The 26,182-nt window shown below is 66.9% G+C and carries 26 protein-coding genes and 1 pseudogene; 18 read left to right on the forward strand and 9 right to left on the reverse strand.

Annotation, left to right across the window (positions count from 1 at the left end):
• Positions 1-91 precede the first annotated feature (91 nt).
• The 3 genes from AC3ARF_RS10140 (at position 92) to AC3ARF_RS10150 (ending at position 4,023) form a co-directional block, all read left to right on the forward strand.
• Complete coding sequence (locus AC3ARF_RS10140; protein ID WP_498927577.1) at positions 92-280, forward strand: hypothetical protein; 189 nt, start codon at positions 92-94, stop codon at positions 278-280.
• Positions 281-457: 177 nt separating this feature from the next.
• Entirely contained in the window at positions 458-3,391 is a 2,934-nt protein-coding gene (gene uvrA / locus AC3ARF_RS10145) for an excinuclease ABC subunit UvrA (protein WP_498927579.1), read from the forward strand.
• Between the two features lie 245 nt (positions 3,392-3,636).
• Complete coding sequence (locus AC3ARF_RS10150) at positions 3,637-4,023, forward strand: acyl-CoA thioesterase (RefSeq protein WP_498931832.1); 387 nt, start codon at positions 3,637-3,639, stop codon at positions 4,021-4,023.
• 3 nt (positions 4,024-4,026) lie between these two features.
• On the opposite strand, the gene AC3ARF_RS10155 is transcribed toward AC3ARF_RS10150, so the two are convergent.
• On the reverse strand, positions 4,027-4,473 hold the full coding sequence (locus AC3ARF_RS10155) for a copper chaperone PCu(A)C (protein WP_498927581.1): 447 nt from the start codon (positions 4,471-4,473) through the stop codon (positions 4,027-4,029).
• Positions 4,474-4,528: 55 nt separating this feature from the next.
• Between AC3ARF_RS10155 and AC3ARF_RS10160 the strand changes: the two genes are divergently transcribed.
• Complete coding sequence (locus AC3ARF_RS10160) at positions 4,529-5,287, forward strand: enoyl-CoA hydratase/isomerase family protein (protein WP_498927583.1); 759 nt, start codon at positions 4,529-4,531, stop codon at positions 5,285-5,287.
• A 20-nt stretch (positions 5,288-5,307) separates the two neighbouring features.
• Here the strand turns inward: AC3ARF_RS10160 and AC3ARF_RS10165 are convergent, their stop codons facing one another.
• The 4 genes and pseudogenes from AC3ARF_RS10165 to AC3ARF_RS10180 all read right to left on the reverse strand — a co-directional run bounded on the left by AC3ARF_RS10165 (position 5,308) and on the right by AC3ARF_RS10180 (position 9,209).
• Positions 5,308-6,636, reverse strand: coding sequence for a substrate-binding domain-containing protein (locus tag AC3ARF_RS10165; protein WP_498927585.1), 1,329 nt, complete (start codon positions 6,634-6,636; stop codon positions 5,308-5,310).
• 70 nt (positions 6,637-6,706) lie between these two features.
• Positions 6,707-7,558 carry a sulfurtransferase gene (locus tag AC3ARF_RS10170; RefSeq protein WP_498927587.1) on the reverse strand — a complete coding sequence of 284 codons (852 nt, stop codon included), beginning with the start codon at positions 7,556-7,558 and terminating at the stop codon, positions 6,707-6,709.
• Between the two features lie 43 nt (positions 7,559-7,601).
• Positions 7,602-8,413: pseudogene (locus tag AC3ARF_RS10175) on the reverse strand (NUDIX hydrolase).
• 109 nt (positions 8,414-8,522) lie between these two features.
• Positions 8,523-9,209, reverse strand: coding sequence for an FKBP-type peptidyl-prolyl cis-trans isomerase (locus AC3ARF_RS10180; protein ID WP_498927589.1), 687 nt, complete (start codon positions 9,207-9,209; stop codon positions 8,523-8,525).
• A gap of 205 nt (positions 9,210-9,414) precedes the next feature.
• Between AC3ARF_RS10180 and AC3ARF_RS10185 the strand changes: the two genes are divergently transcribed.
• The 14 genes from AC3ARF_RS10185 to rnt all read left to right on the forward strand — a co-directional run bounded on the left by AC3ARF_RS10185 (position 9,415) and on the right by rnt (position 21,695).
• Entirely contained in the window at positions 9,415-10,197 is a 783-nt protein-coding gene (locus AC3ARF_RS10185) for an enoyl-CoA hydratase/isomerase family protein (RefSeq protein WP_498927591.1), read from the forward strand.
• A gap of 68 nt (positions 10,198-10,265) precedes the next feature.
• Positions 10,266-10,628 carry a hypothetical protein gene (locus tag AC3ARF_RS10190; RefSeq protein WP_498927593.1) on the forward strand — a complete coding sequence of 121 codons (363 nt, stop codon included), beginning with the start codon at positions 10,266-10,268 and terminating at the stop codon, positions 10,626-10,628.
• 137 nt (positions 10,629-10,765) lie between these two features.
• On the forward strand, positions 10,766-11,422 hold the full coding sequence (gene nth / locus AC3ARF_RS10195; protein ID WP_498931833.1) for an endonuclease III: 657 nt from the start codon (positions 10,766-10,768) through the stop codon (positions 11,420-11,422).
• Positions 11,423-11,534: 112 nt separating this feature from the next.
• Positions 11,535-12,686 carry an OprO/OprP family phosphate-selective porin gene (locus AC3ARF_RS10200; protein WP_498927595.1) on the forward strand — a complete coding sequence of 384 codons (1,152 nt, stop codon included), beginning with the start codon at positions 11,535-11,537 and terminating at the stop codon, positions 12,684-12,686.
• A 247-nt stretch (positions 12,687-12,933) separates the two neighbouring features.
• Positions 12,934-13,953: a phosphate ABC transporter substrate-binding protein PstS gene (gene pstS / locus AC3ARF_RS10205; RefSeq protein WP_498927597.1), complete on the forward strand. Its 1,020-nt coding sequence runs from the start codon at positions 12,934-12,936 to the stop codon at positions 13,951-13,953.
• 175 nt (positions 13,954-14,128) lie between these two features.
• Positions 14,129-15,226, forward strand: coding sequence for a phosphate ABC transporter substrate-binding protein PstS (gene pstS / locus AC3ARF_RS10210; protein ID WP_498927599.1), 1,098 nt, complete (start codon positions 14,129-14,131; stop codon positions 15,224-15,226).
• An 86-nt stretch (positions 15,227-15,312) separates the two neighbouring features.
• Positions 15,313-16,284 carry a phosphate ABC transporter permease subunit PstC gene (pstC, locus tag AC3ARF_RS10215; RefSeq protein ID WP_498927601.1) on the forward strand — a complete coding sequence of 324 codons (972 nt, stop codon included), beginning with the start codon at positions 15,313-15,315 and terminating at the stop codon, positions 16,282-16,284.
• Positions 16,284-17,150: a phosphate ABC transporter permease PstA gene (pstA, locus tag AC3ARF_RS10220; RefSeq protein WP_498927603.1), complete on the forward strand. Its 867-nt coding sequence runs from the start codon at positions 16,284-16,286 to the stop codon at positions 17,148-17,150. Before pstC ends, pstA begins: the two co-directional genes overlap by 1 nt.
• Before the next feature lie 31 nt (positions 17,151-17,181).
• Entirely contained in the window at positions 17,182-17,994 is an 813-nt protein-coding gene (pstB, locus tag AC3ARF_RS10225) for a phosphate ABC transporter ATP-binding protein PstB (RefSeq protein WP_498927605.1), read from the forward strand.
• Between the two features lie 13 nt (positions 17,995-18,007).
• Entirely contained in the window at positions 18,008-18,715 is a 708-nt protein-coding gene (gene phoU / locus AC3ARF_RS10230; RefSeq protein ID WP_498927607.1) for a phosphate signaling complex protein PhoU, read from the forward strand.
• Positions 18,716-18,853: 138 nt separating this feature from the next.
• A complete protein-coding gene (locus tag AC3ARF_RS10235; protein WP_498927609.1) occupies positions 18,854-19,345 on the forward strand; it encodes an HvfA family oxazolone/thioamide-modified RiPP metallophore in 492 nt (163 codons plus the stop codon).
• A gap of 22 nt (positions 19,346-19,367) precedes the next feature.
• Positions 19,368-20,237: an HvfB family MNIO-type RiPP peptide maturase gene (locus AC3ARF_RS10240; RefSeq protein WP_498927611.1), complete on the forward strand. Its 870-nt coding sequence runs from the start codon at positions 19,368-19,370 to the stop codon at positions 20,235-20,237.
• Positions 20,227-20,997 carry an HvfC family RiPP maturation protein gene (locus tag AC3ARF_RS10245; RefSeq protein ID WP_498927613.1) on the forward strand — a complete coding sequence of 257 codons (771 nt, stop codon included), beginning with the start codon at positions 20,227-20,229 and terminating at the stop codon, positions 20,995-20,997. Before AC3ARF_RS10240 ends, AC3ARF_RS10245 begins: the two co-directional genes overlap by 11 nt.
• 50 nt (positions 20,998-21,047) lie before the next feature.
• Positions 21,048-21,695, forward strand: a complete 648-nt coding sequence (rnt, locus tag AC3ARF_RS10250; protein WP_498927615.1) for a ribonuclease T — start codon at positions 21,048-21,050, stop codon at positions 21,693-21,695.
• Here the strand turns inward: rnt and AC3ARF_RS10255 are convergent.
• The 4 genes from AC3ARF_RS10255 to rnr form a co-directional block, all read right to left on the reverse strand.
• Positions 21,684-22,355 (reverse strand): TVP38/TMEM64 family protein, encoded by a 672-nt coding sequence (locus tag AC3ARF_RS10255; protein ID WP_498927617.1) that lies wholly within the window; start codon positions 22,353-22,355, stop codon positions 21,684-21,686. The two genes, rnt and AC3ARF_RS10255, sit on opposite strands and share 12 nt — an antisense overlap.
• The gene (sugE, locus tag AC3ARF_RS10260; RefSeq protein ID WP_498927619.1) at positions 22,352-22,666 is read right to left on the reverse strand and encodes a quaternary ammonium compound efflux SMR transporter SugE; all 315 of its coding nucleotides are present in this window, start codon (positions 22,664-22,666) and stop codon (positions 22,352-22,354) included. Before sugE ends, AC3ARF_RS10255 begins: the two co-directional genes overlap by 4 nt.
• A 127-nt stretch (positions 22,667-22,793) precedes the next feature.
• Positions 22,794-23,546 (reverse strand): 23S rRNA (guanosine(2251)-2'-O)-methyltransferase RlmB, encoded by a 753-nt coding sequence (gene rlmB, locus AC3ARF_RS10265; protein WP_498927621.1) that lies wholly within the window; start codon positions 23,544-23,546, stop codon positions 22,794-22,796.
• 126 nt (positions 23,547-23,672) lie between these two features.
• The gene (rnr, locus tag AC3ARF_RS10270; RefSeq protein ID WP_498927623.1) at positions 23,673-26,156 is read right to left on the reverse strand and encodes a ribonuclease R; all 2,484 of its coding nucleotides are present in this window, start codon (positions 26,154-26,156) and stop codon (positions 23,673-23,675) included.
• Positions 26,157-26,182 lie beyond the last annotated feature (26 nt).

Consider the following 26,182-nt stretch of genomic DNA (forward strand, 5'->3'; position numbering starts at 1 on the left):
GCAGGCATGGCCGCTACCCATCGTTTAACGCGGGTTGTGGTTCACTGGCCTGGGCGCCCACCGCCCACCTCCCCGCTGGAGGAGACGCGCCATGAAACCGCACATCATCGAACAGATCCAACGGCGACTGCGCCACGAGCGCCCGATGCCACCCCCGCAGGCCGAGGCCCAGCAGCACAGAAGCCGCCGCGAACGGATCCACGACTGGCTCAGCGAGCTGAGCGAAGACCTCGCGAACATCGACCGCTCCCGCAAGGACACGCCAACTCGAAAGGACTGACCGCGGCACCTGGGGATCCCGGGCCGCCAGCAGCCACGCGACCGGCAGCGGCGCGCGCGATGTCGCGCGGGCCTTGTCCGGCGGTACCGGACACGCATTTGCTAGTGCCAGCTCCAGTCGATACGCTCATCGGTTCGCCGTCGCATTGACGGCCGCCCTCCCCCAGGCAGAGAACCGATGGCGCTGGACTACATCCGCATCCGTGGCGCACGGACGCACAACCTCAAGAACATCGACCTCGACCTGCCCCGCGACAAGTTGATCGTGATCACGGGCCTGTCCGGATCCGGCAAGTCCTCGCTGGCGTTCGACACCATCTACGCCGAAGGCCAGCGCCGCTACGTGGAGTCGCTGTCGGCGTACGCGCGGCAGTTCCTGTCGGTCATGGAGAAGCCCGACGTCGACCACATCGAGGGCCTGAGCCCGGCAATCTCGATCGAGCAGAAGTCGACCTCGCACAACCCGCGCTCGACTGTGGGCACCATCACCGAGATCTACGACTACCTGCGCCTGCTGTACGCGCGCGTGGGCCTGCCGCGCTGTCCGGACCATGGCTACCCGCTGGAGGCGCAGACCGTCAGCCAGATGGTGGACCAGGTGGTCGCGCTGGCCGACAAGCCCGAGACCGCCGAGCAGCGCTACATGCTGCTGGCACCCGTCGTTCGGGAGCGGAAGGGCGAGCATGCGCAGGTATTCGACCAGTTGCGCGCCCAGGGCTTCGTGCGCGTGCGCGTGGACGGCGTGTTGCATGAGATCGACGCGGTGCCGCCGCTGGCGCTGCGGGTCAAGCACACCATTGAGGCGGTGGTGGACCGATTCCGTCCCCGCGAGGACATGAAGCAGCGCCTGGCCGAGTCGTTCGAAACGGCGTTGAAGCTGGGCGATGGCATGGCCTCGGTGCTGTCGATGGATTCGCCCGATGCCGCCCCGCTGTTGTTCTCGTCCAAGTACAGCTGCCCGGTTTGCGAATACTCGCTGCCGGAACTGGAGCCGCGGCTGTTCTCGTTCAACTCGCCGGTGGGCGCGTGCCCGACCTGCGATGGCATTGGCGTGGCGCAGTTCTTCGACCCGGCGCGCGTGGTGGTGCATCCGGAACTGTCGCTGGCGGCCGGCGCCGTGCGCGGCTGGGACCGGCGCAATGCGTATTACTTCCAGCTCATCCAGTCGCTGGCCAAGCACTACGGCTTCAAGGTCGAGACCCACTGGCAGGACTTGTCGGAGGACGTGCGCCAGGCGGTGCTGTTTGGCAGCGGCGAGGAGCAGATCCAGTTCACCTACCTCACCGAGGGCGGCAGCAAGCACCAACGCCGGCACCGCTTCGAGGGCATCGTTCCCAACCTGGAGCGGCGCTACCGGGAAACAGAATCACCGGCGGTGCGCGAAGAACTGGCCAAGTACATCAGCGAGCGAGCCTGCACCGACTGTGGCGGCGCGCGCCTGAACCGCGCGGCGCGCAACGTGTTTGTCGCCGAACGCCCCCTGCCGGACATCGTGGTGATGCCGGTGGACGAGGCACTGGCATTCTTCCGCACCCTCAATCTGCCCGGCTGGCGCGGCGAGATCGCCATCAAGATCGTCAAGGAGATCGGCGACCGCCTGCGGTTCCTCGTCGACGTAGGCCTCGACTATCTGACACTGGAGCGCAAGGCCGACTCGCTGTCCGGAGGCGAGGCGCAGCGCATCCGCCTTGCCAGCCAGATTGGCGCAGGCCTGGTCGGCGTGATGTACGTGCTGGACGAGCCCTCCATCGGCCTGCACCAGCGCGACAACGAGCGCCTGCTCGGCACCCTCACCCGACTGCGCGACTTGGGCAACACGGTGATCGTGGTCGAGCACGACGAGGATGCGATCCGACTGGCCGACTACATCGTCGACATCGGCCCGGGCGCGGGCGTGCACGGCGGCGAAGTCGTGGCGCAGGGTTCGTTCGAGGACGTGCTGAAGGCACCCCGCTCGCTCACCGGCCAGTACCTGAGCGGCACCAAGCGCATCGAGATCCCGGCCAAGCGCCACAAACCCAACCCGAAGGCGATGCTGCACCTGCGTGGCGCCACCGGCAACAACCTCAAGGATGTCGATCTCGACATTCCCTCTGGATTGCTGACCTGTGTCACCGGCGTCTCCGGGTCCGGCAAGTCCACGCTGATCAACGACACGCTGTTTACCCTGGCGGCCAACGAGCTCAATGGCGCCGCGCATACCGTGGCGCCGCACCGGTCGGTGGAGAACATGGACCTGTTCGACAAGGTCGTGGACATCGACCAGTCGCCCATCGGCCGCACGCCGCGATCCAACCCTGCCACCTACACCGGGCTGTTCACCCCGCTGCGCGAGCTGTTCTCGCAGGTTCCGGAGTCGCGCGCGCGCGGCTACTCGCCTGGACGCTTCAGCTTCAACGTACGCGGCGGCCGCTGCGAGGCGTGCCAGGGCGACGGCCTGATCAAGGTGGAGATGCACTTCCTGCCAGACGTGTACGTGCCCTGCGATGTGTGCGGCGGCAAGCGCTACAACCGAGAGACGCTGGAGATCCTTTACAAGGGCTACAACATCAACGACGTGCTGGAGATGACCGTCGAGGACGCGCTTTCATTGTTCGAAGCCGTGCCCTCCATCGCCCGCAAGCTCGAAACGCTGATGGATGTCGGGCTGAGCTACATCAAGCTCGGCCAGAGCGCGACCACGTTGTCGGGTGGCGAAGCGCAGCGCGTGAAGCTGTCGAAGGAGCTGTCGCGTCGCGATACCGGTCGCACGTTGTACATCCTCGACGAGCCGACCACGGGCCTGCATTTCCACGACATCGAGCACCTGCTGGCCGTGCTGCACCGCCTGCGCGACGACGGCAACACGGTGGTGGTGATCGAGCACAACCTGGACGTGATCAAGACCGCCGACTGGGTGGTCGACCTCGGTCCGGAAGGCGGTCACCGCGGGGGGACAATCCTCGCTACGGGCACGCCGGAGGACATCGCGGCGCTGCCCCACTCGCATACCGGTCGGTTCCTCGCACCCATGCTGGGCATGCCTGCGGCATCGGCGAAGCCCAAGGCCGACAAACCCAAACCCCGCGCCACGGGCGCCGCACGCAAGCCGAAGAAGAAGTCAGCCGAATGAGCGACAACACCCCGGGCGACAACGCCCCGCCTGCTCGCAAGCCGCGCAAGGCCGCGCCCCGCCGCCGCAAGCCCGCGCCAAAAGCGGCAGCCAAGGCCGAGGCCCCTGCCAGCCCGGTGGATTCGGAGGCTGCTGTGGAGGTCAAGGCAACCCAGGTCAGACGCACGCGGCCCGCTGCGCCGGGCAAGGCGACGACCCCGCCCGCCCCTGCGCCCCAACCCGCCACGCCCCCCGTTCCTCGGGTCCTGATCCGTGTACCGCTAGCCGTGCGCTGGCGGGACCTGGACGCGTTCAACCACGTCAACAACTCCAAGTACCTCAGCTACCTGGAAGAGGCCCGCCTGCAGTGGATGCTGACGATGCCCGGCCAGGGCCTGGACGACCATGTCGCCCCGGTGGTGGCAGCGGCCACCCTCAACTACCGTCGGCCAATCGAATGGCCCAATGAGGTAATGATCGAGCTGTCCGTGGAGCGACTGGGCAACACCAGCGTGACCATTGGGCACCGCATCATCGCCCGCGAAGACGCCAGCGTTCTGTACTGCGATGGCAACGTGGTGATGGTGTGGATCGACCGCGGAAACGGCGCTGCCGCGCCCTTGCCCGCCGAAGTGCGTGCCGCCTGCGGCTGAAACTCAGGTGCCCGGCTTGCGCACCATGAATTCGCCGCGAAGGACGCCACCGTCCTTCAACGCGAATTCAATCACGACCTTGCTGCCTTCCTTCAGGGGAGCGCGGGGTTGCATCAGCATCAGGTGCAGCCCGCCGGGCTTCAGCATGGCAGTGCCATCGGGAGCGATGCGTAGTTCGGGCAGGTGGCGCATGCGGCTAACGCCCTCCACCACCCGCGTTTCGTGCAGCGAGACGTCACCGAATGCGGGGCTGCTGGCCCCGACAATCGTGACCGGTGCCGCGCACCGGTTCTCGATGCGGCCGAAGCCGGCCATCATCGGCATCGACACCGGGGGCAGCCGCACCCAGCCTTCTTTTACCTTGGCACTGCACTCACCCGCGTGGGCGGGCGACAAGCAGGCAACGACTGCGAGCAGGCAAGTGGCGAGCAAGGGACGGACGGGACTCATACGCCTATGATACCCGGGCTCGCCTGATCGCCGGCCATACCCTGGGAACCCTGTCATGAGCCTCGTCGAAAGCACAATCCAGGACGGAATCGCGGAGATCCGCCTCGCGCGGCCGCCCGTCAATGCCATGAACCCGGAGTTGTGCCACGCGGTGAGGCAGGCCGTGGACGACGCCGTTGGCGCGGGCGCCCAAGGCATCATCCTCGGCAGCAGTGCCAAGGTGTTCTCCGCCGGGCTCGACGTACCGCATCTGGTGTCGCTGGGACAGGATCGTGAGGCACTGCGCGGTGCGTGGCAGGCGTTCTTCGATACCGCTCTGGCGCTGGCGAATGCGCCGATACCGGTGGTCGCGGCGCTCAGCGGCCACGCTCCAGCGGGCGGCTGCGTGTGGGCATTGTGTTGCGACTACCGGGTGATGGCCTCCGGACCATTCCGCATCGGCCTCAACGAGACCCAGGTCGGCCTCGTGGCGCCGGAAGGCATCCAGCGGCTGATGCGACGCATCGTGGGCCCGCATCGCGCCGAACGACTGCTGGTCGCCGGTGAAATGGTCGAGGCCGAGCAGGCCCTCGCCTACGGGCTGGTGGATGAACTCGTGGACGTGGACAGCGTCGCGGTGCGGGCACGCGTCTGGCTGGAACAGCTGCTGGCCCTGCCGCGTGGCGCCATGCTGGCCACACGCGCCATCGCACGCGCGGACGTGGTCGCGGCACTGCAGCCGCAGCACATCCAGCTCGACCGCTTCGTTGAGGGCTGGTATTCCGATGGCACGCAGGCCGCGTTGCGCGCGCTCCTCGCCAAACTGGGCAAGTAAGCGCGCGCCCGGCGGCCGGGTCAGTTGACCCAGACCTCCACCCGATCGTTGATGTACGCCGCCTGCGGGTGCATCGGCGCCACCAGCGGGCGCAACACGCCCAAGCCGGCCGAGCGGCGGACGACCACGCCTTGTCGTTGCAGGTAATCCGCCACCATGTTGGCCCGGTCGGTGCTTACGAGGGTCGACACGAGGCTGCCGGCGGGATCGGCGGTACCGAAGGCCAGCACCGTTGCCTGGCGGTTGGCGTTCGACCGAAGGCGCATGAAGGCGACGATGCGCTCAAGGTCGCGCAGGGCCCGGCTGTCGAACATCGATTGCAGGCTGCCAACGTTGAAGCGAAGGCTGATGGGCAGGCGCTGGGCGCCGGCCACTACGTTTCGGTATTCATCCAGGCCCGCGGGCAACGGCTGCTGGCGCGCGGGACGCAGCATGACGGCAATGTGCCCCGAAGCGGCCACCGTCTCCTGCGCGCGCCGCCCCACCGCGAACAGTGCAAAGCTGCGACCCAGCGCCGACATCATCTGCCCGCCGTACAAGCTGTAGCGCTGGACGAGCGGATAATCCTCACTCTGCACGTTGATGCGCGTAGGCAGCAGGGCCTCACCCCCGCGGCCAATGGCCAGGGGACGCGACAGTGCCGCCACCGGACTGCGCAAACCCATGATCCCGATGGCGCCACGCTCACCTGCTACGGCCGCAGAGACGCGGCCCACTGCCAGCGACTGCCTTGCCCCGGTCAACGAAGCGTCTCCCATGACGCGCGCGCGGAGGAACTCAAGTTCACCGCCGTGCGTCGGCGCGAACACACGGATGGGTCCGGGAATGCCACCCAACTCGTTCCAGTTGGTGACACGGCCCGAGAGCACGTCACGCAACTGCGCCAGGCTCAGTGCACGCACTGGATTGTCACGGTGCACCACCACCGCCAGACCGTCGAGTGCGACCACGAACTCCTGGTCGGGCGAGCCCAGCTCACCGAGCTGCCAAGCCGCATCGATCTCGGCAGCATTCGGTGGTCGCGCCATCATCGCGACTTCGGCGTTGCCGGCGACCAGCGCCATCATGCCGGCGCCCGAGCCGTCCTTGGTGATCTCGACCACCAGGGGCTCACCGTCGCGCATGCCGCGGATCTCGGTGATGGAAACGCTTCGCTCGATCCGCTCGATGTCCTCATACCCGAGGGACACCATCCACGTGCGCACCAGGGCGGGCACCAATCGCGCACCCAAGGTGTTTGAGCCATGGATGCGCAGCCGCTCCGCATTGTCGTATTGCGCCGTGGCCGACATCGGAAACACCAACAGCATGCACACCACGAGCGTGGTGCGCAGGAATTGCATCAACATTGAAAATCCCCCGAAATTCGCGGGGATTCTCTGGGCGGGCGATTACAGGGTGATTACAACGGGACCGCGGTCACGCCTCGCCGGTTGCTACCGGGCGTGACGGATCGGCGATCCAGCCACTCCACGAGCCGGTGAACAGTCGGGCACCTTTCAGGCCGGCACGTTCCATGGCCAGCAGGTGGTGGCACGCGGTGACGCCCGATCCGCACATCACCACCACCTGATCCGGCGAATGGGATCCCAACAGTGCGCGGAATTCCTCGGCCAACTGCACCGGCGACTTGAGGTGGCCATCGACGGTGTTGTCAGTCCACGGCCGGTTGCGCGCGCCCGGGACATGCCCGCCCACGCGGTCGATGGTTTCGTTCTCGCCACGGAAACGGTCGGCCGCGCGCGCATCGATCAGCAGATCGCCTGCTTCGAGGCGCGCCTGCACCTGCGCCGCATCGAGTAGTCGATCAGCCTGGAATTCTCCGACGTAGCGCGTGGGTGCCGCCTTGGGCGGATGCGAATCGACCGGGTGCAGAGCATTGGAGGTCCACCGTCTCCAGCCGCCGTCAAGGACCGCGACCTTCTCGTGCCCCAATGCACGTAGCAGGAACCACAGGCGCGCGGCCTGCGCGCCTTCACCATCGTCGTAGGCCACGACCTGATGCTGCGGGCTGATGCCCCACTCACCCAGCTTGGCCGTGAACGTCGCAGCATCCGGCCAAGGATGGCGTCCCATTCCCGCCTTGCTCATGTCTGACAGGTCACGGTCCATGTGCGCGAACACCGCGCCCGGAATGTGTGACTGCTGGTACATGACCTCACCGGCACCGGGGTTTGCGAGGGTGTGCCGGCAATCGACGATGACCAGGTCATCGCGTCCGAGCGCGATGGCGAGCGTTTCGGGTTGCACGATCGTGGTCCAGCCTGGCATGGGGCTTCCTCCCTTTCGGTCCGGCGCCGACAGCCCGGCGCGATCAATCCCGCACTGTAACCAAGCGCTCGCGAAGGTTGTACAGGATGGAGGCGGTTACGCCCCAGATCCGGCGACGGCTGTCGCGGCGCTCGATGAACTCGAGTATGCGCCTCGGGCTTCCCTGGAACTCGACTTCACGAGCGACGAGGTTGTCGGGCGCCAGGAGGAACTCGAGGGGCACCTCGAACACTTCGGCAACCTCGCCGGGGTCAGGCATCGCCTGGTAAGAAGGGGCCACGCGCGCGACCACGGGCACCACGCGGAAACCGGTGATGGTGGCCAGCGGGTCGAGGAAGCCCAGCGGCGTGACCAGATCGGCACCGACGCCGATCTCTTCCTGCGTCTCCCTCAGGGCGGCGCCAACGGGACCCTCGTCTCCGGGCTCGAGTCGCCCACCGGGGAAGCTGACCTGCCCGGCGTGGTGGCGCAGGATGTCGGTGCGCCTTGTCAACAGCACTTGGGCGCCTTCGGGGCGATCAACGAGGCCAACCAGCACTGCTGCCTCCTTCAGCGCGGCGCCGGGAGCCAGGAGGCCGTGCATCTCGTCCAGGTTCCAGGCGTGCAACTGCGGCGGAGCGACCAAGGCGTGCAGCGCCCGATCGAGCCGCGCCAGCGCCGGCACGCGGAGGATCACCCGCGCGTGGCCTCTCGTTCGGGCAGCACCACGTCCATCATGTGCAGGCGTTCGTCGTCGCCCATGTGCACCCAGCGCGCGATCTCGGCTCCGGTGCGGTGGCAGCCTTCGCACAACCCCTGCGCATCCAGCGTGCACACGCCGATACAGGGGCTGAGGACGGCGTGGAAAGAACTCATGACGACACAACTCCAAAGGCGACAGGGCGGCGAGAGATTCGCGGCCCGGAAACAGATTGCGCCGGACTAGCCGGCGCAATCGGTACCCAGCCAGTACGGCAGGTACAGCTTACTTGACGCTTACCAGCTTGAGTTCGAACTGGACGGCGACATTCGGCGGGAAGCCGGTGCGCGGGTCGGCACCGTAGGCCTTGTCCGCGGGGAGGGTCACTTCCCACTTCGAGCCGCTCGGCATCTGCAGCAGCACTTCGCGCATCGCGGCCATTTCAACTTCGCTGACCTTGATGCCGGGGATGGTCTGCGCCGGACGCGCCTGCGCCGGACGCTCGCCCCACGGGAACGGGCCGGCGACCTGCAGCTCGACGGTGCTGGCCTGGGTCGGCTTGGCGCCGTTGCCGGCCTCGATCACGCGGTACTGCACGCCGCTCGGCAGCGACTTCACGCCGGCCTTGGCCTTGTTGGCCGCGATGTAGGTGTCGCTCTTGGTCTTGTTGGTGGCCGCCGCCTTCTCCCACTCGGCCTTGGCCTTCTCGGCCTGGCGCTTCTGCATGTTCTGTACGGCAGTGCGGAGCTGGTCGACCGGCACGGCCGGCTGCTTCTTGGCGACGCCGTCCTGCAAGCCCTTGATGATGGCGTTGACGTCAACCGCCTCACCGCTCTCGATGGCATTGCGGCCGAGGTCATAACCGAGCGCATAGCTGAGCTTGCCCTTCTCGGTCGAAGTATCCTGCGCGACGGCGTTGCCGGCGGTCAGAGCCAAGGCTGCAACAGCGGCAGCAATCAAACGCAACTTCATTCGGTGCAATCTCCGGATATATGGCTCGGGACGGCACAGGCCGCCCCGATTGGTGGCGTCCGCCGGCCACAGGGACCCATACGGACGCGCTAGGATAGCGACGCCCCGGCTTAACCGCCACTGACGCCAACCCCTGTGACCACAGTGGCGGCGTGAAGTTCCGGCAAGCCTTCAGATTCCGTTATCCAGCCTTTTCGACTGCCCAATGAACGACTCCCCACTGCTGATCGCCAACGACGGCGCCGTGCGCCGCATCACCGTCAACCGCCCCGACAAGCTGAACGCCCTGAACGCCGCGACGCTGGATGCGCTGCACGATGCCTTCCGGGACGCGGCGGCCGATGACTCAGTGCACGTGGTGGTGCTCACCGGGGCCGGCCCCAAGGCGTTCGTGGCCGGCGCTGACATCGCCGAGATGAACACCCTCACGCCGGTGCAGGGCCGCGACTTCGCGTTGCGCGGCCAGCGCATGATGCGGTTCGTGGAGAAGATGCCCAAGCCGGTGATCGCCATGGTCAACGGTTTCGCCCTCGGTGGCGGCCTGGAGCTGGCGATGTGCTGTCACCTTCGCGTAGCCGCCGACACCGCCAAGGTCGGGCAGCCAGAAATCAACCTCGGCCTGATCCCCGGCTTTGGCGGCACGCAGCGCCTGCTGCGGCTGGCGGGCCGTGCCGCCACGCTGGAGCTGTGCCTCGTCGGTGCGCCCGTCGACGCGCAACGCGCATATGCCCTGGGCATCGTCAATCGCGTGGTGCCGGCTGCCGACCTCGAAGCGGAGACCATGAAGTTGGCCGGGCAGTTGGCCAACGCCGCCCCGCTCGCCCTGCGCGGCGCGCTTGACTGCATCAACATCGGCGGCGAGTGCGGCATAGAGGAAGGCCTGGAGTATGAGGCCGCGCAGTTCGGGCTGATGTTCTCCACGCAGGACATGCGTGAAGGCACCGCCGCGTTCCTGGAGCGGCGCAAGCCCGCGTTCCAGGGCGCGTGATCCGGCCGCGCATGACCGGGCTCCTGCCCTGCCCGACGTGCACCTGCGCCAGCGCGTGTCCAGTTGGCTTGCCGACGGGCGCCCTGCTGGCGGCCCTGCATTCCGATGACATCGATCTGGCCTTGAGCCTCGGTCTGCTGGACTGCACGGGCTGCGGCGACTGCAGCCGCGCTTGCGGCGCGGGTGTGGCCGTTGCGGAAACGCTGGTGTTGGCGCGCGATGAACGGCGTCGCGCACTCGCCGCGCGCGAGCGGTTCCGCGCGCGCGCGCTGCGCCTGGAGCGACGTGCGACCGAGCGCGCCGCCAAGCGCATGCCTGCCGTCCATGCCGAAACCGTGGCTGTCACCCCACAGGCGACCGCACTGCCCAGTGCGGCTGCCGCCGCGCTCGCACGCGCCAAGGCACGTGCCGCGGAGCGGCATAAGCCATGACCCCACCCAAGGCGCCGTCGCAAGCGGCGAAGTCCGCGGCAACCCAACGCCCGGCGCGCAAGGCGACGGCGACGTCGAGCTCCGGGGCGAAGACCGCACCCCACAAACCGGCCGCCAGCCGCAAGGCCGCCGCACGCATGCCGCCGGTGGATGTGGGCGAGATGTTCGCGCGCCTCAAGGCGCTGAATCCTGAGCCCAGGACGGAGTTGGAATACACGACGCCCTACGAACTTCTGGTGGCGGTGACGCTGTCCGCGCAGGCCACCGACGTGGGCGTCAACAAGGCCACCCGCAAGCTGTTCCCGGTCGCGAACACGCCGGCCGCGATCGCCGCGTTGGGCGTGGAGAGACTCAAGCCGTACATCGCCACCATTGGCCTGTTCAACACCAAGGCGGTGAACGTGGTGGCGATGGCGGAACTGCTGCTGGCGCGCCACGGCGGCGAAGTCCCGCAGGACCGCACCGCGCTGGAAGCCCTGCCGGGGGTGGGCCGGAAAACCGCCAACGTGGTTCTCAACACCGCCTTCGGGGAGCCGACCATGGCGGTCGACACCCACATCTTCCGGGTCGCCAACCGCACCGGGCTGGCGCCGGGCAAGACCGTCCGCGCGGTCGAAGACGCACTGGTGCGGGTCATTCCAGCCGAATACCTGCACGATGCCCACCACTGGCTGATCCTGCACGGCCGCTACGTGTGCAAGGCCCGCAAACCAGACTGCCCGCATTGCGCCCTCCGCGACCTGTGCCGATTCAAGGACAAGACGCCGGGCGAACCGGTGCCAGCTGTCACCTGACCTGATCCGGGTCACACGCCCGTCATTCCGGCGAAATAAGTCAGTGGTGTCATATTTACGCAACCTTCACAATCTAGGCTGCGTCCATCTCTCCACGCCTCAGGGCCTCTCCATGAAATCCAACCGCAACACCCTCGCCATCGCTCTGTTGGCCGCGCTGGCCGCGCCGGCCGCCCATGCCGAGATCGCCCTCGACGTGATTGGCGGTTCCGAGGTCAGCTTCGAGGGCCTGGTCCAGGCCGACTACAACGACTTCAGCAGCGACGTGGCCAACCTCAACGGTGACGGCCATGACGGTAGCGACGCCGACAACGAGCTGCGCCGCGCCGAGTTGATCCTCAAGGGCAAGGGCCCGGGCAACTTCGAGTGGGTGCTGGGCTACGACGCCAAGGCCGACAAGTACCTCGATGCCAACATCAAGTACAAGATCGGTGGCAACGGCAACCATTACCTGCAGGTCGGCCAGTACAAGCAGCCGAACAGCATGGAAGAGCTGTCCTCGACCAAGAACAACGACTTCATCGCCAAGGCTTCGATCACCAACACGTTCGCCGTCGCCCGCCGCACCGGCGTGGCCTATGGCCTGGGCGACAGCAACTGGGGCGTCACCGCCAGCTATTTTGGCCGTGAGCTGACCCGCAACCTGGCCCACGGCTCGGGTTACGGACTGCGCGGCACCTGGGCGCCGATCAACGACAAGGGCAATGTGCTTCACCTTGGCCTGTCGTACGCCGATTACGACACCGACGCTGACACCCTGCGCCTGCGTGCCCGTCCGATGGCCGACCTGGCCTCGGTGCGCCTGGTCGACACCGGCAACATGACCGACACCGATCGCGTGGCAACCACGGGCTTCGAGGCCATGTGGATCCGCGGCCCGTTCAAGCTGCAGGGTGAGTACATGAAGTCCGACGTGCAGCGCTACCGCGCCGGCTCGGACGATTTCTCCGGCACCGGCGGCTACGTCACCGGCGTGTGGAACGTCACCGGAGAGACCTGGGGTTACAAGGGCGGCGTGCCGACCACCTCGGGTCCGGACGACACGGCCAAGGGCATGTGGCAGCTGGGCCTGCGCTACGACACCATCGACCTGGACGACGGGAACGTGCTCGGCGGGCAGATGGATTCGTGGACGGCCGGCGTGAACTACTACTGGCGTTCCAACTTCAAGTTCATGCTGAACTACGTGAAGGTCGACAGCGAGCGTCGCAACGTCGAAGACAACCCGAGCATCACCGAGGCTCGCGTCCAGTTCTTCTGGTAAGCGCTGCAAGCCCGGTCCAACCCTCCGGGACCGAGGGGCGCGGCTTTGGCCGCGCCCCTTTTGTTTGTTTCACCGCCGCTTGTGCGCGATTGCAGTCGCGGCATGCGCGTGCGCGCAGGTGTGCAGGATGCGTGGCCCCTGCGCACGTCACCAAACTGCCATGTTGCAGACGCGTGACTGTAACGCGACGGTTATGAAATGGGCGCAGGGCGGGCTACGCCCGCATCGTCCCATCGAGGAGCCTCACGTGTTCAAGTCCATCCAGTTCCGCATCGCCGCCATTGCGCTGGCAACCGCTCTTGCCGCCAACGCGTCGGCCGCCGACGTCACCGGTGCGGGCGCTTCGTTCGTCTACCCCGTCATGTCCAAGTGGTCGGCCGACTACGCGGCTGCCAGCAAGAAGAAGGTCAACTACCAGTCCATCGGCTCGGGTGGCGGCATCGCCCAGATCAAGGCGGCGACGGTTGACTTCGGCTCGTCGGACGCCCCCCTGAAGCCGGAAGAACTGGACAAGTACGGCCTGGCCCAGTTTCCGTCGGTCATCGGCGGTGTGGTCCCCGTGCTGAATGTCCCCGGCGTGGCGGCGGGGGCGATGAAGCTTGACGGTGAAGTCCTCGCCGACATCTTCCTCGGCAAGATCACCAAGTGGAACGATCCGCGCATCGTCGCCATCAATGGCGGACTGCAGCTGCCGAACCTGAAGATCACCATCGTGCACCGCTCCGACGGTTCGGGCACGACCTTCAACTTCGTGAACTACCTGTCCAAGGTGAGCCCGGCGTGGAAGGCCCAAGTCGGAGAAGGCACCTCGGTCAAGTGGCCGGCCGGCATCGGCGGCAAGGGCAACGAAGGCGTGGCCGCCTACGTGAAGCAGATCAAGGGCGGCATCGGCTACGTCGAGATGTCCTACGCGCTGCAGAACAAGATGACCTACTCGCGCCTGAAGAACCGTGCCGGCAACTACATCATCCCCAGCGATGAGACCTTCCAGGCCGCCGCCGCGAGCGCCGAGTGGGGTTCCTCCAAGGACTTCTACCTGGTGATGACCAACGCCCCGGGCGAGAAGTCCTGGCCGATCACTGCCACCAACTTCATCCTGATGTACAAGCAGCCGAAGAACGCCGCCGGCGCCAAGAATGCCAAGGAGTTCTTCCGCTGGGCCTACGCCAACGGCGACGCCCAGGCGAAGAAGCTGGACTACGTGCCCCTCCCGGACGCGCTGGTGCAGCAGATCGAGGCCTACTGGGCCAAGGAAATGCCTTACTGATCCGTCCACGGACGGGATCCCTGCAGTCAACGAAGCGGGCCTCCGGGCCCGCTTCCGCATTCAGTAACTCGAACGCTACAGAAAGATGACCGTCATATGTCATTCGGCTGTAACAAAAACATCATTTCATAGCGTCATCCGCTGGCAACCCTGCCGGCACCGCCCTGGAGACGCCATGAACAGCCCGGCCCGCCTCGCCGCCCTGTCCCTCGCCATTGCCCTGACCGTGGCCGCCTGCAAGCCCGCCGGCGACGCCCAGGCCCCTGCCGCCGACGGCACCTCGCCGGCCGCCAGCGAAGCCACGACGGCGGGCGACCGGGTCTCGGTGGAAATCACCGGCGCCGGCGCGACCTTCATCTACCCGCTGCTGTCGAAGTGGTCCGACGTCTATAACAAGTCCACCGGCGCCAAGATCAACTACCAGTCCATCGGTTCGGGCGGCGGCATCGCCCAGATCAAGGCCGGCACGGTCGACTTCGGCTCGTCCGACAAGCCGCTGACCAGTGACGAGCTGGCGGACGCCGGCCTCGGCCAGTTCCCTTCGGCCATCGGCGGCGTGGTCCCGGTGGTCAACGTGCAGGGCATCCAGGCCGGCCAATTGCGCCTGACCGGCGTGCTGATCGCCGACATCTACCTGGGCAAGATCACGACCTGGAACGACCCGGCCATCGCCGCGGTCAACCCAGGCGTAGCCCTGCCGGCCACCAAGATCAACGTGGTGAAGCGCTCCGACGGTTCAGGCACCACCTACAACTTCGTCAACTACCTCTCCAAGGTGTCGCCGGAGTGGAAGGCCAAGGTGGGCGAAGGTACCTCGGTCAACTGGCCGACCGGCATCGGCGGCAAGGGCAATGAAGGCGTGGCCGCGTACGTGAAGCAGATCAAGGGTTCGATCGGCTACGTCGAGTTGGCGTATGCCACCGAAAACAACATGGCCTACACGGCGATGCAGAACGCGGCAGGCAATTGGGTGCAGCCTAGCGTGGAGTCGTTCCAGGCCGCGGCAGCGACTGCCGACTGGGCCAGCGCCAAGGACTTCAGCCTGGTCATCACCAATGCCCCGGGCGCCGATGCCTGGCCGCTGACCGCGACCAACTTCATCCTGATGTACAAGCAGCCCAAGGATGCCAAGCGCAGCAAGGCCGCACTGGACTTCTTCAAATGGGCGCTGGAGAACGGCCAGCCGCAGGCTCAGGAACTGCACTACGTGCCGCTGCCGACGGACTTGGCCAAGCAGGTCGAAGCGTACTGGGCAGCTGAAATCAAGCTCTGATCCCCTCCGCTCGCCGGCCGCGCCCGATCTCTCCCGGGCGCGGCCGGCGATGCACTTATTGCCTTCGCACGGATCCCCGCCCGCCGATGAATGCCACCACCCTCCCCGCTGCTCCGATCAGCGACCGTGACCTCAAGGATGCCCGCGCGGACCGGGGCTTCCGTTGGCTGGTCACGGCCGCGAGTCTGTTTGTCCTCGTCTCGCTGGCCGCCGTCGCGTTCTCGATGGTGTGGGGCGGGCGCGAGGCCCTGCAGAAGTTTGGCGTGGGCTTCCTGTTCTCGAAGGACTGGAATCCAGTCGAACTGACGTTCGGTGCGCTCGTACCGATCTACGGCACCATCGTCACCGCGCTGATCGCCATGATCATTGCCGTGCCGGTGAGCTTTGGCATCGCGATGTTCCTGACCGAGATCGCACCCAAGTGGCTCCGCGGCCCGGTGGGTGCGGCGATCGAACTGCTGGCCGGCATTCCGTCGATCATCTACGGCATGTGGGGCCTGTTCGTGCTGGTCCCGGTGCTGAGCGAGCACGTGTACCCCTGGATTGACGAGAACATGGGTCAGTGGCCACTGGTCGGCGCGTTGTTCTCCGGCCCGCCGATTGGCCTGGGCATGCTCACTGCCGGCATCGTGCTGGCCATCATGGTGATTCCGTTCATCTCGTCGGTGATGCGCGAGGTTTTCCTCACCGTGCCGGGGCGGCTGAAGGAGTCGTCGTACGCGCTGGGCTCCACCCGCTGGGAAGTGGTGTGGGACGTGGTGCTGCCCTACACCCGCTCAGCGGTGATCGGCGGCATCTTCCTGGGCCTGGGCCGCGCGCTGGGCGAAACGATGGCCGTGACCTTCGTGCTGGGTAACGCGCATGAGCTGACGGCGTCGCTGCTGATGCCGGGCAATTCCATCGCCGCCACGATCGCCAACGAATTCGCCGAAGCCGATTCGGACATGTACCGCTCGGCCCTGATCCTGCTCGGCTTCGTGCTGTTCCTGGTGACCTTCGTCGTCCTGGCGGCCGCCCGCCTCATGCTCCGCCAGCTGGCCAAGAAGGAAGGCAACTGATGGTCACGCTCTCGAATAACAGCCCCCTGTACGCGTATCGCCGCGTGAAAAATATCGTCGCGCAGGCGCTGGCGGTTGCGGCCACCGTGTTTGGCCTGTTCTGGCTGGTGTGGATCGTGTGGACCACGCTGACCAAGGGTCTGGCGTCGATCAACATGGACCTGTTCACCCAGATGACGCCACCGCCCGGCGAAACCGGCGGCATGCTCAACGCATTCTTCGGCAGTGCGGTGATGAGCCTCCTGGGCATCGCGCTGGGGGCGCCCATCGGGGTGCTGGCGGGCACCTTCCTCGCCGAGTATTCGCAGAAGAGCTGGATCGGCAACACCGTTCGCTTCGTCAACGACATCCTGCTGTCCGCGCCGTCGATCGTCTTGGGCCTGTTCGTGTATGCGCTGGTGGTGGCCCAGATGGGGCACTTCTCCGGCCTCGCCGGTGCCATTGCACTGGCCTTCATCGTGATGCCGGTGGTGGTTCGCACCACCGACGAGATGCTGCAGCTGATCCCCGCCCAGATGCGCGAGGCCGCGCTTTCGCTCGGCATCCCGCAGTGGAAGGTGACGCTGCAGGTGCTGTACCGCTCGGCCCTGCCGGGCATTGTCACCGGCATCCTGCTGGCGCTGGCGCGCATCAGTGGCGAAACCGCGCCCTTGCTGTTCACTGCGCTCAACAACCAGTACTGGACGACCGACATCCTCGCGCCCATGGCCAACGTGCCGGTAGTGATTTTCCAGTACGCCATGAGCCCGTACGAGAGCTGGCATTCGCTGGCCTGGGCCGGCGCCTTTGTCCTGACCCTGTTCGTGCTGGTCGTGAGCCTGATTGCGCGCGCCATCGTCGCGCGCAACAAGGTGGCCCATGACTGACCTCCCCTATTCCATTTCCCGGACCCCGGACATGAACGACGCCCGCATCCACCTCGCGACAGCCCACCACGCGCCGCTGGCCGATACCGCGCCGGTCAAGCTGTCGGCCCGCAACCTGGACTTCTACTACGACCAGTTCCGTGCGCTGAAGAGCATCAACCTCGACATCCCCGAGAAGCGCGTGACCGCGCTGATCGGCCCGTCGGGGTGCGGCAAGTCCACCCTGCTGCGCATCTTCAACCGCATCTATGCGCTGTATCCCAAGATGGAGGCGAAGGGTGAGGTGCTGCTGGACGGCCAGAACGTACTGGACCCGAAGTACCCCATGAACCGCCTGCGCAGCAAGGTCGGCATGGTATTCCAGAAGCCGGTGCCGTTCCCGATGACCATTTTCGAGAACGTGGCCTACGCCATCCGCCACCACGAGCGTTTGTCGAAGGCGGAAATGGCCGTGCGGGTGGAGCAGGCACTGGTCCAGGCCGCGCTATGGGACGAAGTGAAGGACAAGCTGGGCCAGAGCGCACTGGGCCTGTCCGGCGGCCAGCAGCAACGCCTGTGCATCGCGCGCGCGGTGGCCCTGCGCCCGGACGTGCTGCTGCTCGACGAGCCGACCTCGGCGCTAGACCCGATCTCGACCAGCCGCATCGAGCAGCTGATCGAGGAACTCAAGCGCAACTACACCATCGCCATCGTCACCCACAACATGCAGCAGGCGGCCCGCGTATCGGACTACACCGCCTTCATGTACCTGGGCGACCTGGTCGAGCACGGCGCCACCGAAACCATCTTCTCCAACCCGACCAAGCAGCAGACCGAGGATTACATCACCGGTCGGTTCGGCTGATCGAGGACATCCCATGAGCCCGACCCCAATGAACGAGCACATCGTGAAGAGCTTCGACGACGAGCAGCGCCGCCTGCTTGAAGAGACCCTGCGCATGGGCGAAATGGCCGCTGCGCAACTGGAGGCCGCGCTGGACGTATTGGTCCGCCGCGACGACAAGGCCGCCGAGCGCATCATTGCAAACGACGAGGCGATTGACGCCCTCGAAAACGAGATCAGCCACGACGTCATGAAACTGGCGCTGCGTGGCCCCATGGCCCGCGACCTGCGCGAGATCCTGGCGGCGATCCGCATCGCCTCTGACATCGAGCGCATTGGCGACTACGCCGCCAACGCGGCCAAGCGCTCCACCGCGTTGAACCTGCTGCCGCCTCTGCCTCAGATCGTTGGTCTGCAGGCGCTGGGCGTGCTGGCGGTCAAGCAACTGCGCGCGGTGCTGGAGGCGTACCGGAACAACGACGTCGAGCTGGCGCAGTCTGTCCGTGCCGGCGATGCGACCATCGACGCGGCCTACACTGCGCTGTTCCGTGAGCTCCTCACCTACATGATGGAGGACCCGCGCAACATCACGCCGTGCACGCACCTGCTGTTCATCGCCAAGAACCTGGAGCGCATCGGCGACCATGCCACCAACATCGCCGAGAACGTCTGGTTCCTGGTCCGGGGTGAAGAAGCGCTGCCCCCACGTGAGAAGCGCGACCTGAGCAACACCGCCACCTGAATCCGCGGTGCAATTGCAGCGACCACCGCCGGCTGACCGCCGGCGGAACCGGGCAGCCCTGCCGGCTGCCCGCCGCGGGGGAAGCGGAGTAGGATTGGGATCCCACCGCGGCGATGCCGCACCAATGGAGATCGACCCATGTCCCGCAGCAAGAAGCCAATGCTGTCCGCCACCGCCCTGGCCGGTGGCCTGATCCTCGCTGGTTCCGCGTTTGCCGCCACCCCGCTGGCGCAGGGCTACATGCTCGGCACCCAGAGCACCGCTGCCGCCGAAAAGGCCGGTGACGCCACCGCCGGCGCCAAGCACTCTGCAGGCCACTGCGGCGGCATGATGCGTGGCCGCGAAGGTGGCTGCGGCATGGCCATGATGGACACCAACAAGGACGGCAAGGTCACCCGCGCCGAGTTCGATGCGACCCACGCCGGCATGTTCACCAAGATCGACACCAACAAGGACGGTGCCATCGACGCCACGGAGATGAAGGCCCATCACCAGGCTCGCATGGGCGCGTCCAAGGCCGGCGAAGGCAAGTGTGGCGAGGGCAAGTGCGGCGAAGGCATGTGTGGCGCCAGCGACGACAAGAAGCCTGCCGAAGGCAAGTGCGGCGAGGGCAAGTGCGGCTCGATGTAAGCCGCACGTTGTTCGCGTGACGATGACCGCGACCCCCCTGGCACCTGATGCCGTCGGTCTCGGACTCCGGCGGGCCCTGTTGGGCCCGCTGCGCGCCGCCCCCCAGGGCAGTTTCGACTTCCTCGAGGCGGCCCCCGAGAACTGGATGGGCGTCGGCGGTGCCTTGGGCGATGCATTCGAAGACCTTGCCGCGCGCCACCCCATCGTCTGCCACGGGCTCTCGCTGTCGCTTGGCGGCCCTGCGCCGCTGGACGACCTGTTCCTGTCCCGCCTGCGACAGTTCCTCGATCGCACGGGCTGCGTGCTCTACAGCGAGCACCTCAGCGCCTGCAGCGACGACCACGGACAGCTCTACGACCTGATGCCGCTGCCGTTCAACGCGGGCGCAGTGGAGCATGTCGCTTCACGCATCCGGCACGTCCAGGACGTCCTGGGGCGGCGCATAGCGGTGGAGAACGTCTCCTACTACGCCACGCTGCTGCCCGCCGATGACCCCGGCGCACTGCGCGAGAGTGATTTCATCAACGAAGTGCTGCACCGCTCCGACTGCGACCTGCTGCTGGACGTCAACAACATCATCGTCAACGCGACCAACCACCGCTACGACCCACAGGATTTCCTCCGGGCAATGCCCGGCGACCGCATTGCCTACCTGCATGTGGCCGGCCATTACGACGAGGCCGAAGACCTGAAGATCGACACCCATGGCGCGCCGGTCAGCCACCCCGTTTGGGAGCTGCTGGCAGAAACCTACCGCCACTTCGGTCCGCGCCCGACGCTGCTGGAGCGCGACTTCAACCTGCCCCCGCTCGACGAACTGCTGGGCGAATTGTCCGCCGTGCGCACGCACCTGGCCGCCACCGGTCGCGCGAGCCGTCGCGATGCCGCCTGAGCCGAAGGATCCGCTGGCGGCCCAGCGCGCGCTGGCCGAACACATCCGCGATCCAGCCCACGCGCCTGCGCCCGAGGGCATCGAGCCGCGGCGCCTGCAGATCTACCGCGACCTGTTCTTCAACAACGTACAGAGCCTGCTGGCCGGCAATTTCCCGGTCATCCGCCGCATCCTCGACGATGCCACCTGGACGGCGCTGCTGCGGGACTTCTACCGCGAACATCCGGCGCGCACCCCACTGTTCCCCGAACTGCCTCGTGAGTTCCTGTATTACCTGGACACCCGTGCGGAACAGGGACGACACGATGCAGCGTGGCTACGCGAGCTGGCCCACTACGAATGGGTGGAACTGGCACTGCAGCTGCATGACACCACGCCCGCGGACGTGGCCCATGATCCCGCGGGCGACCTGCTCCGCGGCAGGCCGATGCTCTCACCCCTGGCGTGGCCGTTGGCCTATCAGTGGCCGGTCCATCAGCTTGGCCCGGATTACCTGCCAGACCTGCCACCCGCGCAGCCAACCTTGTTGCTGGTGCTGCGCCGCACCGACGGTCTGGTCGACTTCCAAGCCTTGAGCCCGTTGACCTATCGGCTGTTGGAGCGGCTCGAAGCGTTCCCCACGCTCACTGGCCGCGCGCAACTGGAAGCCCTCGCCGATGAGGCCTCCGCGGCTGACATGGCTGCATTCGTGCGCGAAGGCACGACCATGCTGTCGCAGCTGCGCGATGATGGCGTGTTGATCGGAACGCAGCGGGACTGAGAAGGCCACCGCGAGGCGGCCGGCAGGGCGCCTCTGGTACGCTATTCCCGATGAATGACGCCAGTAGCGCCCCAACCACCCCTTTCCACAGCATGGCCTCGCGTTTCCGCGGCTTCCTGCCGGTGGTGGTGGACGTGGAAACCGGTGGCTTCGACTGGAACCGCCATGCCCTGCTGGAAATCGCCGTGGCGCCGCTCGACCTGGACGCCAACGGCCAACTGGTCGTCGGTGAGGTCACCAGCAGCCACGTGATCCCGGCTACCGGCACCGAGATCGACCCCAAGTCGCTGGAAGTCACCGGCATCGACATCGACAACCCGCTGCGCGGCGCCCTGCACGAACGTGCGGCGCTCGATGCCGTCTTCGCGCCCGTGCGCGAGGCGGTGAAGAGGCACGGTTGCCAGCGCGCCATCCTGGTGGGCCACAACGCGCATTTCGACCTCAACTTCCTCAACGCGGCAGTGGCGCGTTGCGGACACAAGCGCAACCCGTTCCACCCGTTCAGCGTGTTCGACACCGTCACCCTGGCCGGCGTGGCCTACGGGCAGACCGTGCTGGCGCGCGCCGCGCAGGCCGCCGGCCTGGACTGGGATGGTTCCTACGCACACTCCGCGGTCTATGACACCGAGCGCACCGCACAGCTGTTCTGCCGCATCGTCAACGCGTGGAACGCAAACCGGGCCGAGTCAGCGCCGTAACTTGCGCCGCAACAGCCATGCGGCATACAGGCTGAAGGCCACCGCCAGTACACCCAGCGCGACCAGCCACCAGCCTTCGCGACGGACCACGCCTTCGCCCGCCAACACCGTGCCCACGGCATACGGCAGCTCGGCGATGGCCAGTGCCGAGAGGTACACCGGGAAGCGCACGCCCAGCAGCCCGCACAGGTAACCCGGCACCTCCGAAGGCAGCGCGAACTGCAGCAGCAGCACCACCGGGAAATGCGCCTCGGCCGGGACCTTTTCCCGGTAGAAGTCCACCAGGCGGACGGCGCGCTTCGAATGCACCAATGGGCGACGGAACAGGCGCCCCATCCAGTACGCGCTCATGCCGCCCAGCAGCCAGCCCACCCACAGCAGGCCGATGGTGATGGGCACGCCCCACGTGTAGACCGCCACCGGCACCAGCAACGCGCTGGAGAAGAACGCCAGCATTGCCGAAGCCGCCGAAAGCGCCACGAACAGCAGTCCCCCGGTCACGGGGTGCGCGGCAATCACCGGCTCGGCCGCGGCCAGCAAGCGGTGCAGCGCTGCATTGGTACTGTCCATCGACAGCAGCAGGGTCAGCAACGCCAAGCCCAGCAGGACGAAGACGGCCTGCCGCCAATGCGCTGCCAGACGTTGGGGGAACGAGGTCATGATGCCAACTTGAGGCCGACCAGGCCGGCGACGATCAGCAACACGCTGACCAGTCGCAATACGCCCATCGGCTCGTTGAAAAGCAGCACGCCCAGGATGACCGTGCCGACCGCGCCCACGCCTACCCAAACGGCGTAGGCGGTACCCACCGGCAGCGATTTCATCGCCAGCCCGAGCAGGCCGAGGCTGACCAGCATCGCCGCCGCGGTGCCCAGCGAGGGCCAAAGGCGGGTGAAGCCTTCGGTGTACTTGAGGCCGATGGCCCAGCCCACTTCAAACAGACCGGCGACGATCAGCAGGAACCAAGCCATGACCAATCTCCATACCGCGTGGGGCCGTCCCCGGATGAGTATGGAGCGGCGGGGTCGTCCCCGCTTCCCGACTTTGGTGGCGACATCATCGAACGGGGCGGATGAACCGCCACGCACAAAACCGACATCAGCCGGCGACGCGCTGGCGCACCGCCTCGAACAGGGTCACGCCGGCGGCAACCGACACATTGAGGCTTTCGACCTCGGTGCCGCCGGGCATGGGGATGCGGACCAGCTGGTCGCAGTTCTCGCGGGTCAGGCGGCGCAGGCCGTCGGACTCGCCGCCCAGCACCAGCGCCACGTTGCCCCGCAGGTCCAGCGAATAAAGCGACGCGTCCGCCTCGCCTGCCAGGCCGTAAAGCCAAACGCCCTGCTTCTGCAGGTCACGCATGGTGCGTGCCAGGTTGGTCACCGGCACCACCGGGACGCTGTCGGCCGCACCGGCGGAGGTCTTGCGCACGGTGGCGTTGACCTGCACCGACTTGTCCTTCGGGATGACCACCGCGGTCGCGCCGGCGGCTGCCGCGCTGCGCAGGCAGGCGCCCAGGTTGTGCGGATCCTGGACGCCATCCAGCACCAGCACCAACGCGCGGCCCTCGGCGCCATCGATCAGGGCTTCGAGGTCATTCTCGCCATAGGTCTTGGCCGCGGCATACCGAGCGACCACGCCTTGGTGGCGCAGGTTGCCGACCACGCCATCCAGCGCCTGAGTGGCGACCTTGCGTACGGCAATGTCCAGGCGCTGGGCGCGGTTCTCGATCTCGGCCAGGCGCGGGTTCTTGGCGCCGGCTTCAATCAGCACCTCGCGCACGTGCTCGGCGTCGTGCTCAAGCGCAGCCGACACGGCATTGATGCCGGCAATCCACTGTTTTTGGCTCATTCGGGTTCCGGGGCGGGCCGCAGCGGGTGGCTGCGGCGATGCATGGGGCCGCCAACGGGCGGCATGGCCCGTCATTTTCCCACATTCTCAGGGGCGCGGCCCCCGTCCTCGGAGAGCGCCCCGGGTTCAGTACTTCTGCTTCACCCGCTTGGCCGGCTGGCCGCGCGGCGGCGGCGGCTTCACGCCCCGCTCTTCCACCAGCCGGAAGTCGATGCGGCGATCCTCCACGCTGGCCTTCAGCACCACGATGTCCACCCGGTCGCCCAAGCGGAACTCGCGTTGGTGGCGTTCGCCGGTCAGCGTCTTGCGGATCGGATCAAAGTGGTAATAGTCGTGCGGCAGCTGGGTCACGTGGACGAGTCCATTGACCTTGGAGTCGTCCAATTCGATGAACAGCCCGAAGCTGGTGACCCCGCTGATCACGCCGGAGAACTCCCCACCGACATGGCGTTCCATCCACGCGGCACGGTAGCGCTCGTCCACCTCGCGCTCGGCCTCGTCGGCGCGACGCTCGCGCTCGGATGACTGCAATGCCATTTGCGCCATCTCGCTCGGCGAGTACTTGAACTTCTCCGGCCGCGCGCCGCTCAGCGCGTGCTTGATCGCACGGTGCAGCAGCAGGTCCGGGTAGCGGCGGATCGGCGATGTGAAGTGCGCGTACGCCTCCAGCGCCAGGCCGAAGTGGCCGACGTTACCGGTGGCGTATACCGCCAGGCTCTGGCTGCGCAGCAGCACCGACTCCAGCAGCGCGGCATCGGCACGCTCGCGGATCTTCTTCAGCAACTGGGTGAAGTCACGCGGTTCCACCTGCGCCCATGCGGGCATGCGCAGGCCGAACTCCTTGAGGAATTCCTGCAGGTCGGCGTACTTCTGCTCCGGCGGGCGCTCATGGATGCGGAACGGCGACGGCACGTCGGCGTCAATGACGAACTTCGCCGCCTCCACGTTGGCCGCGATCATGCACTCCTCGATCAGTTTGTGCGCGTCGTTCCGCTGCAGCATGCCCGCCTGGACGACCTCGCCCTTGGGGCCGAGCACGAAGCGCACTTCGCTGGACTCGAACTCGATCGCACCGCGGCGCTCGCGAGCCTTCGACAGGACCTGGTACAGCTGATGCAGGCGCTGCACCTGCGGCAGCAGCGAACCGATCACGCCCAGCGCGTCCTCGCGCGCGTCATCCGGGATGCCCTCGCCTACGGCATTCCACACCTGGGTGTACGTAAGGCGCGCGTGCGAATGCATCACCGCCTCGTAGAACTCCGACGACGTCACCTCACCCTTGCGGTTGATCTGCATGTCGCAGACAAAGCACAGGCGGTCCACCTTGGGCTTCAGCGAGCAGATGCCATTGGACAGGGTTTCCGGCAGCATCGGCACCACGAATCCGGGGAAATACACCGAGGTCGCGCGCTTCTGCGCCTCGTCGTCCAGCGGCGCGCCGGGACGGACGTAGTGGGACACGTCGGCGATCGCCACCACCAGTCGGTAGCCGTTGCGGCTGGGCTCGCAGTAGACCGCGTCGTCGAAGTCCTTGGCGTCCTCGCCGTCGATGGTCACCAGCGGCAGGTTACGGATGTCCACCCGACCGGCGACTTCCGCCGGCTGTACGTCCACCGGCACTGCGGCCGCTTCGGCCAGCACTGCGGCTGGGAATTCGTGTGGCAGCTCGTGGCCGTGGATGGCGGCCTGCACCGCCAGCGAGGCGGTCAGGCGATCTCCAAGCACGGTCAGCACGCGGCCGATCGGCGGGCGGTTGGTGTCCGGTGCGTGCACCAGCTCGCACACCACCAACTGGCCATTCTGAGCATCCATCCGCGCATCCGCGGGGATCATCACATTGCGCTGGATGCGGCGATCGTCCGGCACCACGAAACTGATGCCGGCCTCGGCGGTGAAGCGGCCGATCAGCCGGTTGAGCCGGCGCTCCAGCACCTCCACGATCGAGCCTTCGCGGCGACCGCGGCGGTCCACGCCCGTCACGCTGGCCAGCACGCGATCCCCGTGCATGGCCTTGCGCATCTCGAACGGCGGCAGGAACAGGTCATCGCCGCCGCCCGCATCCGGGCGCAGGAAGCCGAAGCCATCCGGGTTGGCAATGACTATTCCCGGGATCAGGTCCATCCGCTGCGCGGGGACGAAGCCGCCGCGGCGGTTCTGCAGCAACTGCCCGTCGCGCAGCATGGCGCGCAGGCGATTACTCAGGGCTTCGAATCGGTCGGCGTCGGTCAGACCCAGGCGCTCGGCCAGCGAGGCAGCGTCCATCGGGCCATCCGCCGCCGTGATGAGTTGCAGGATCAGCTCGCGGCTTGCGATGGGATGCTCGTAGCGCGCGGCTTCGCGATCGGCATGGGGGTCCCGGTGCTTGCCTGCAGGCCGGGCGGACGGCATCGCCGCCTTGGGCGAGGTACGGGGTTGGAATCCGGCCGGGGGCGGTTCCGGCATCCAGCCCGGGCGCTTGGCCGAAGGCTTGCCCGTAGCGGGCTTGCCTCCCGTCGCCGCACCTGCGCCCTGGCGCTTGCCGCCGCCACCCGTCGGCCTGCCAGTGCCCGTGAAACCCGCGCCGGCCTTGCCAGCGCCACCCTTGCCACGTCCTGCGGTTTTTCTTGTCATGGCGGCGATGGTCTCACATCGCCCCA

The organism is Lysobacter sp. KACC 24251, from assembly GCF_057747755.1.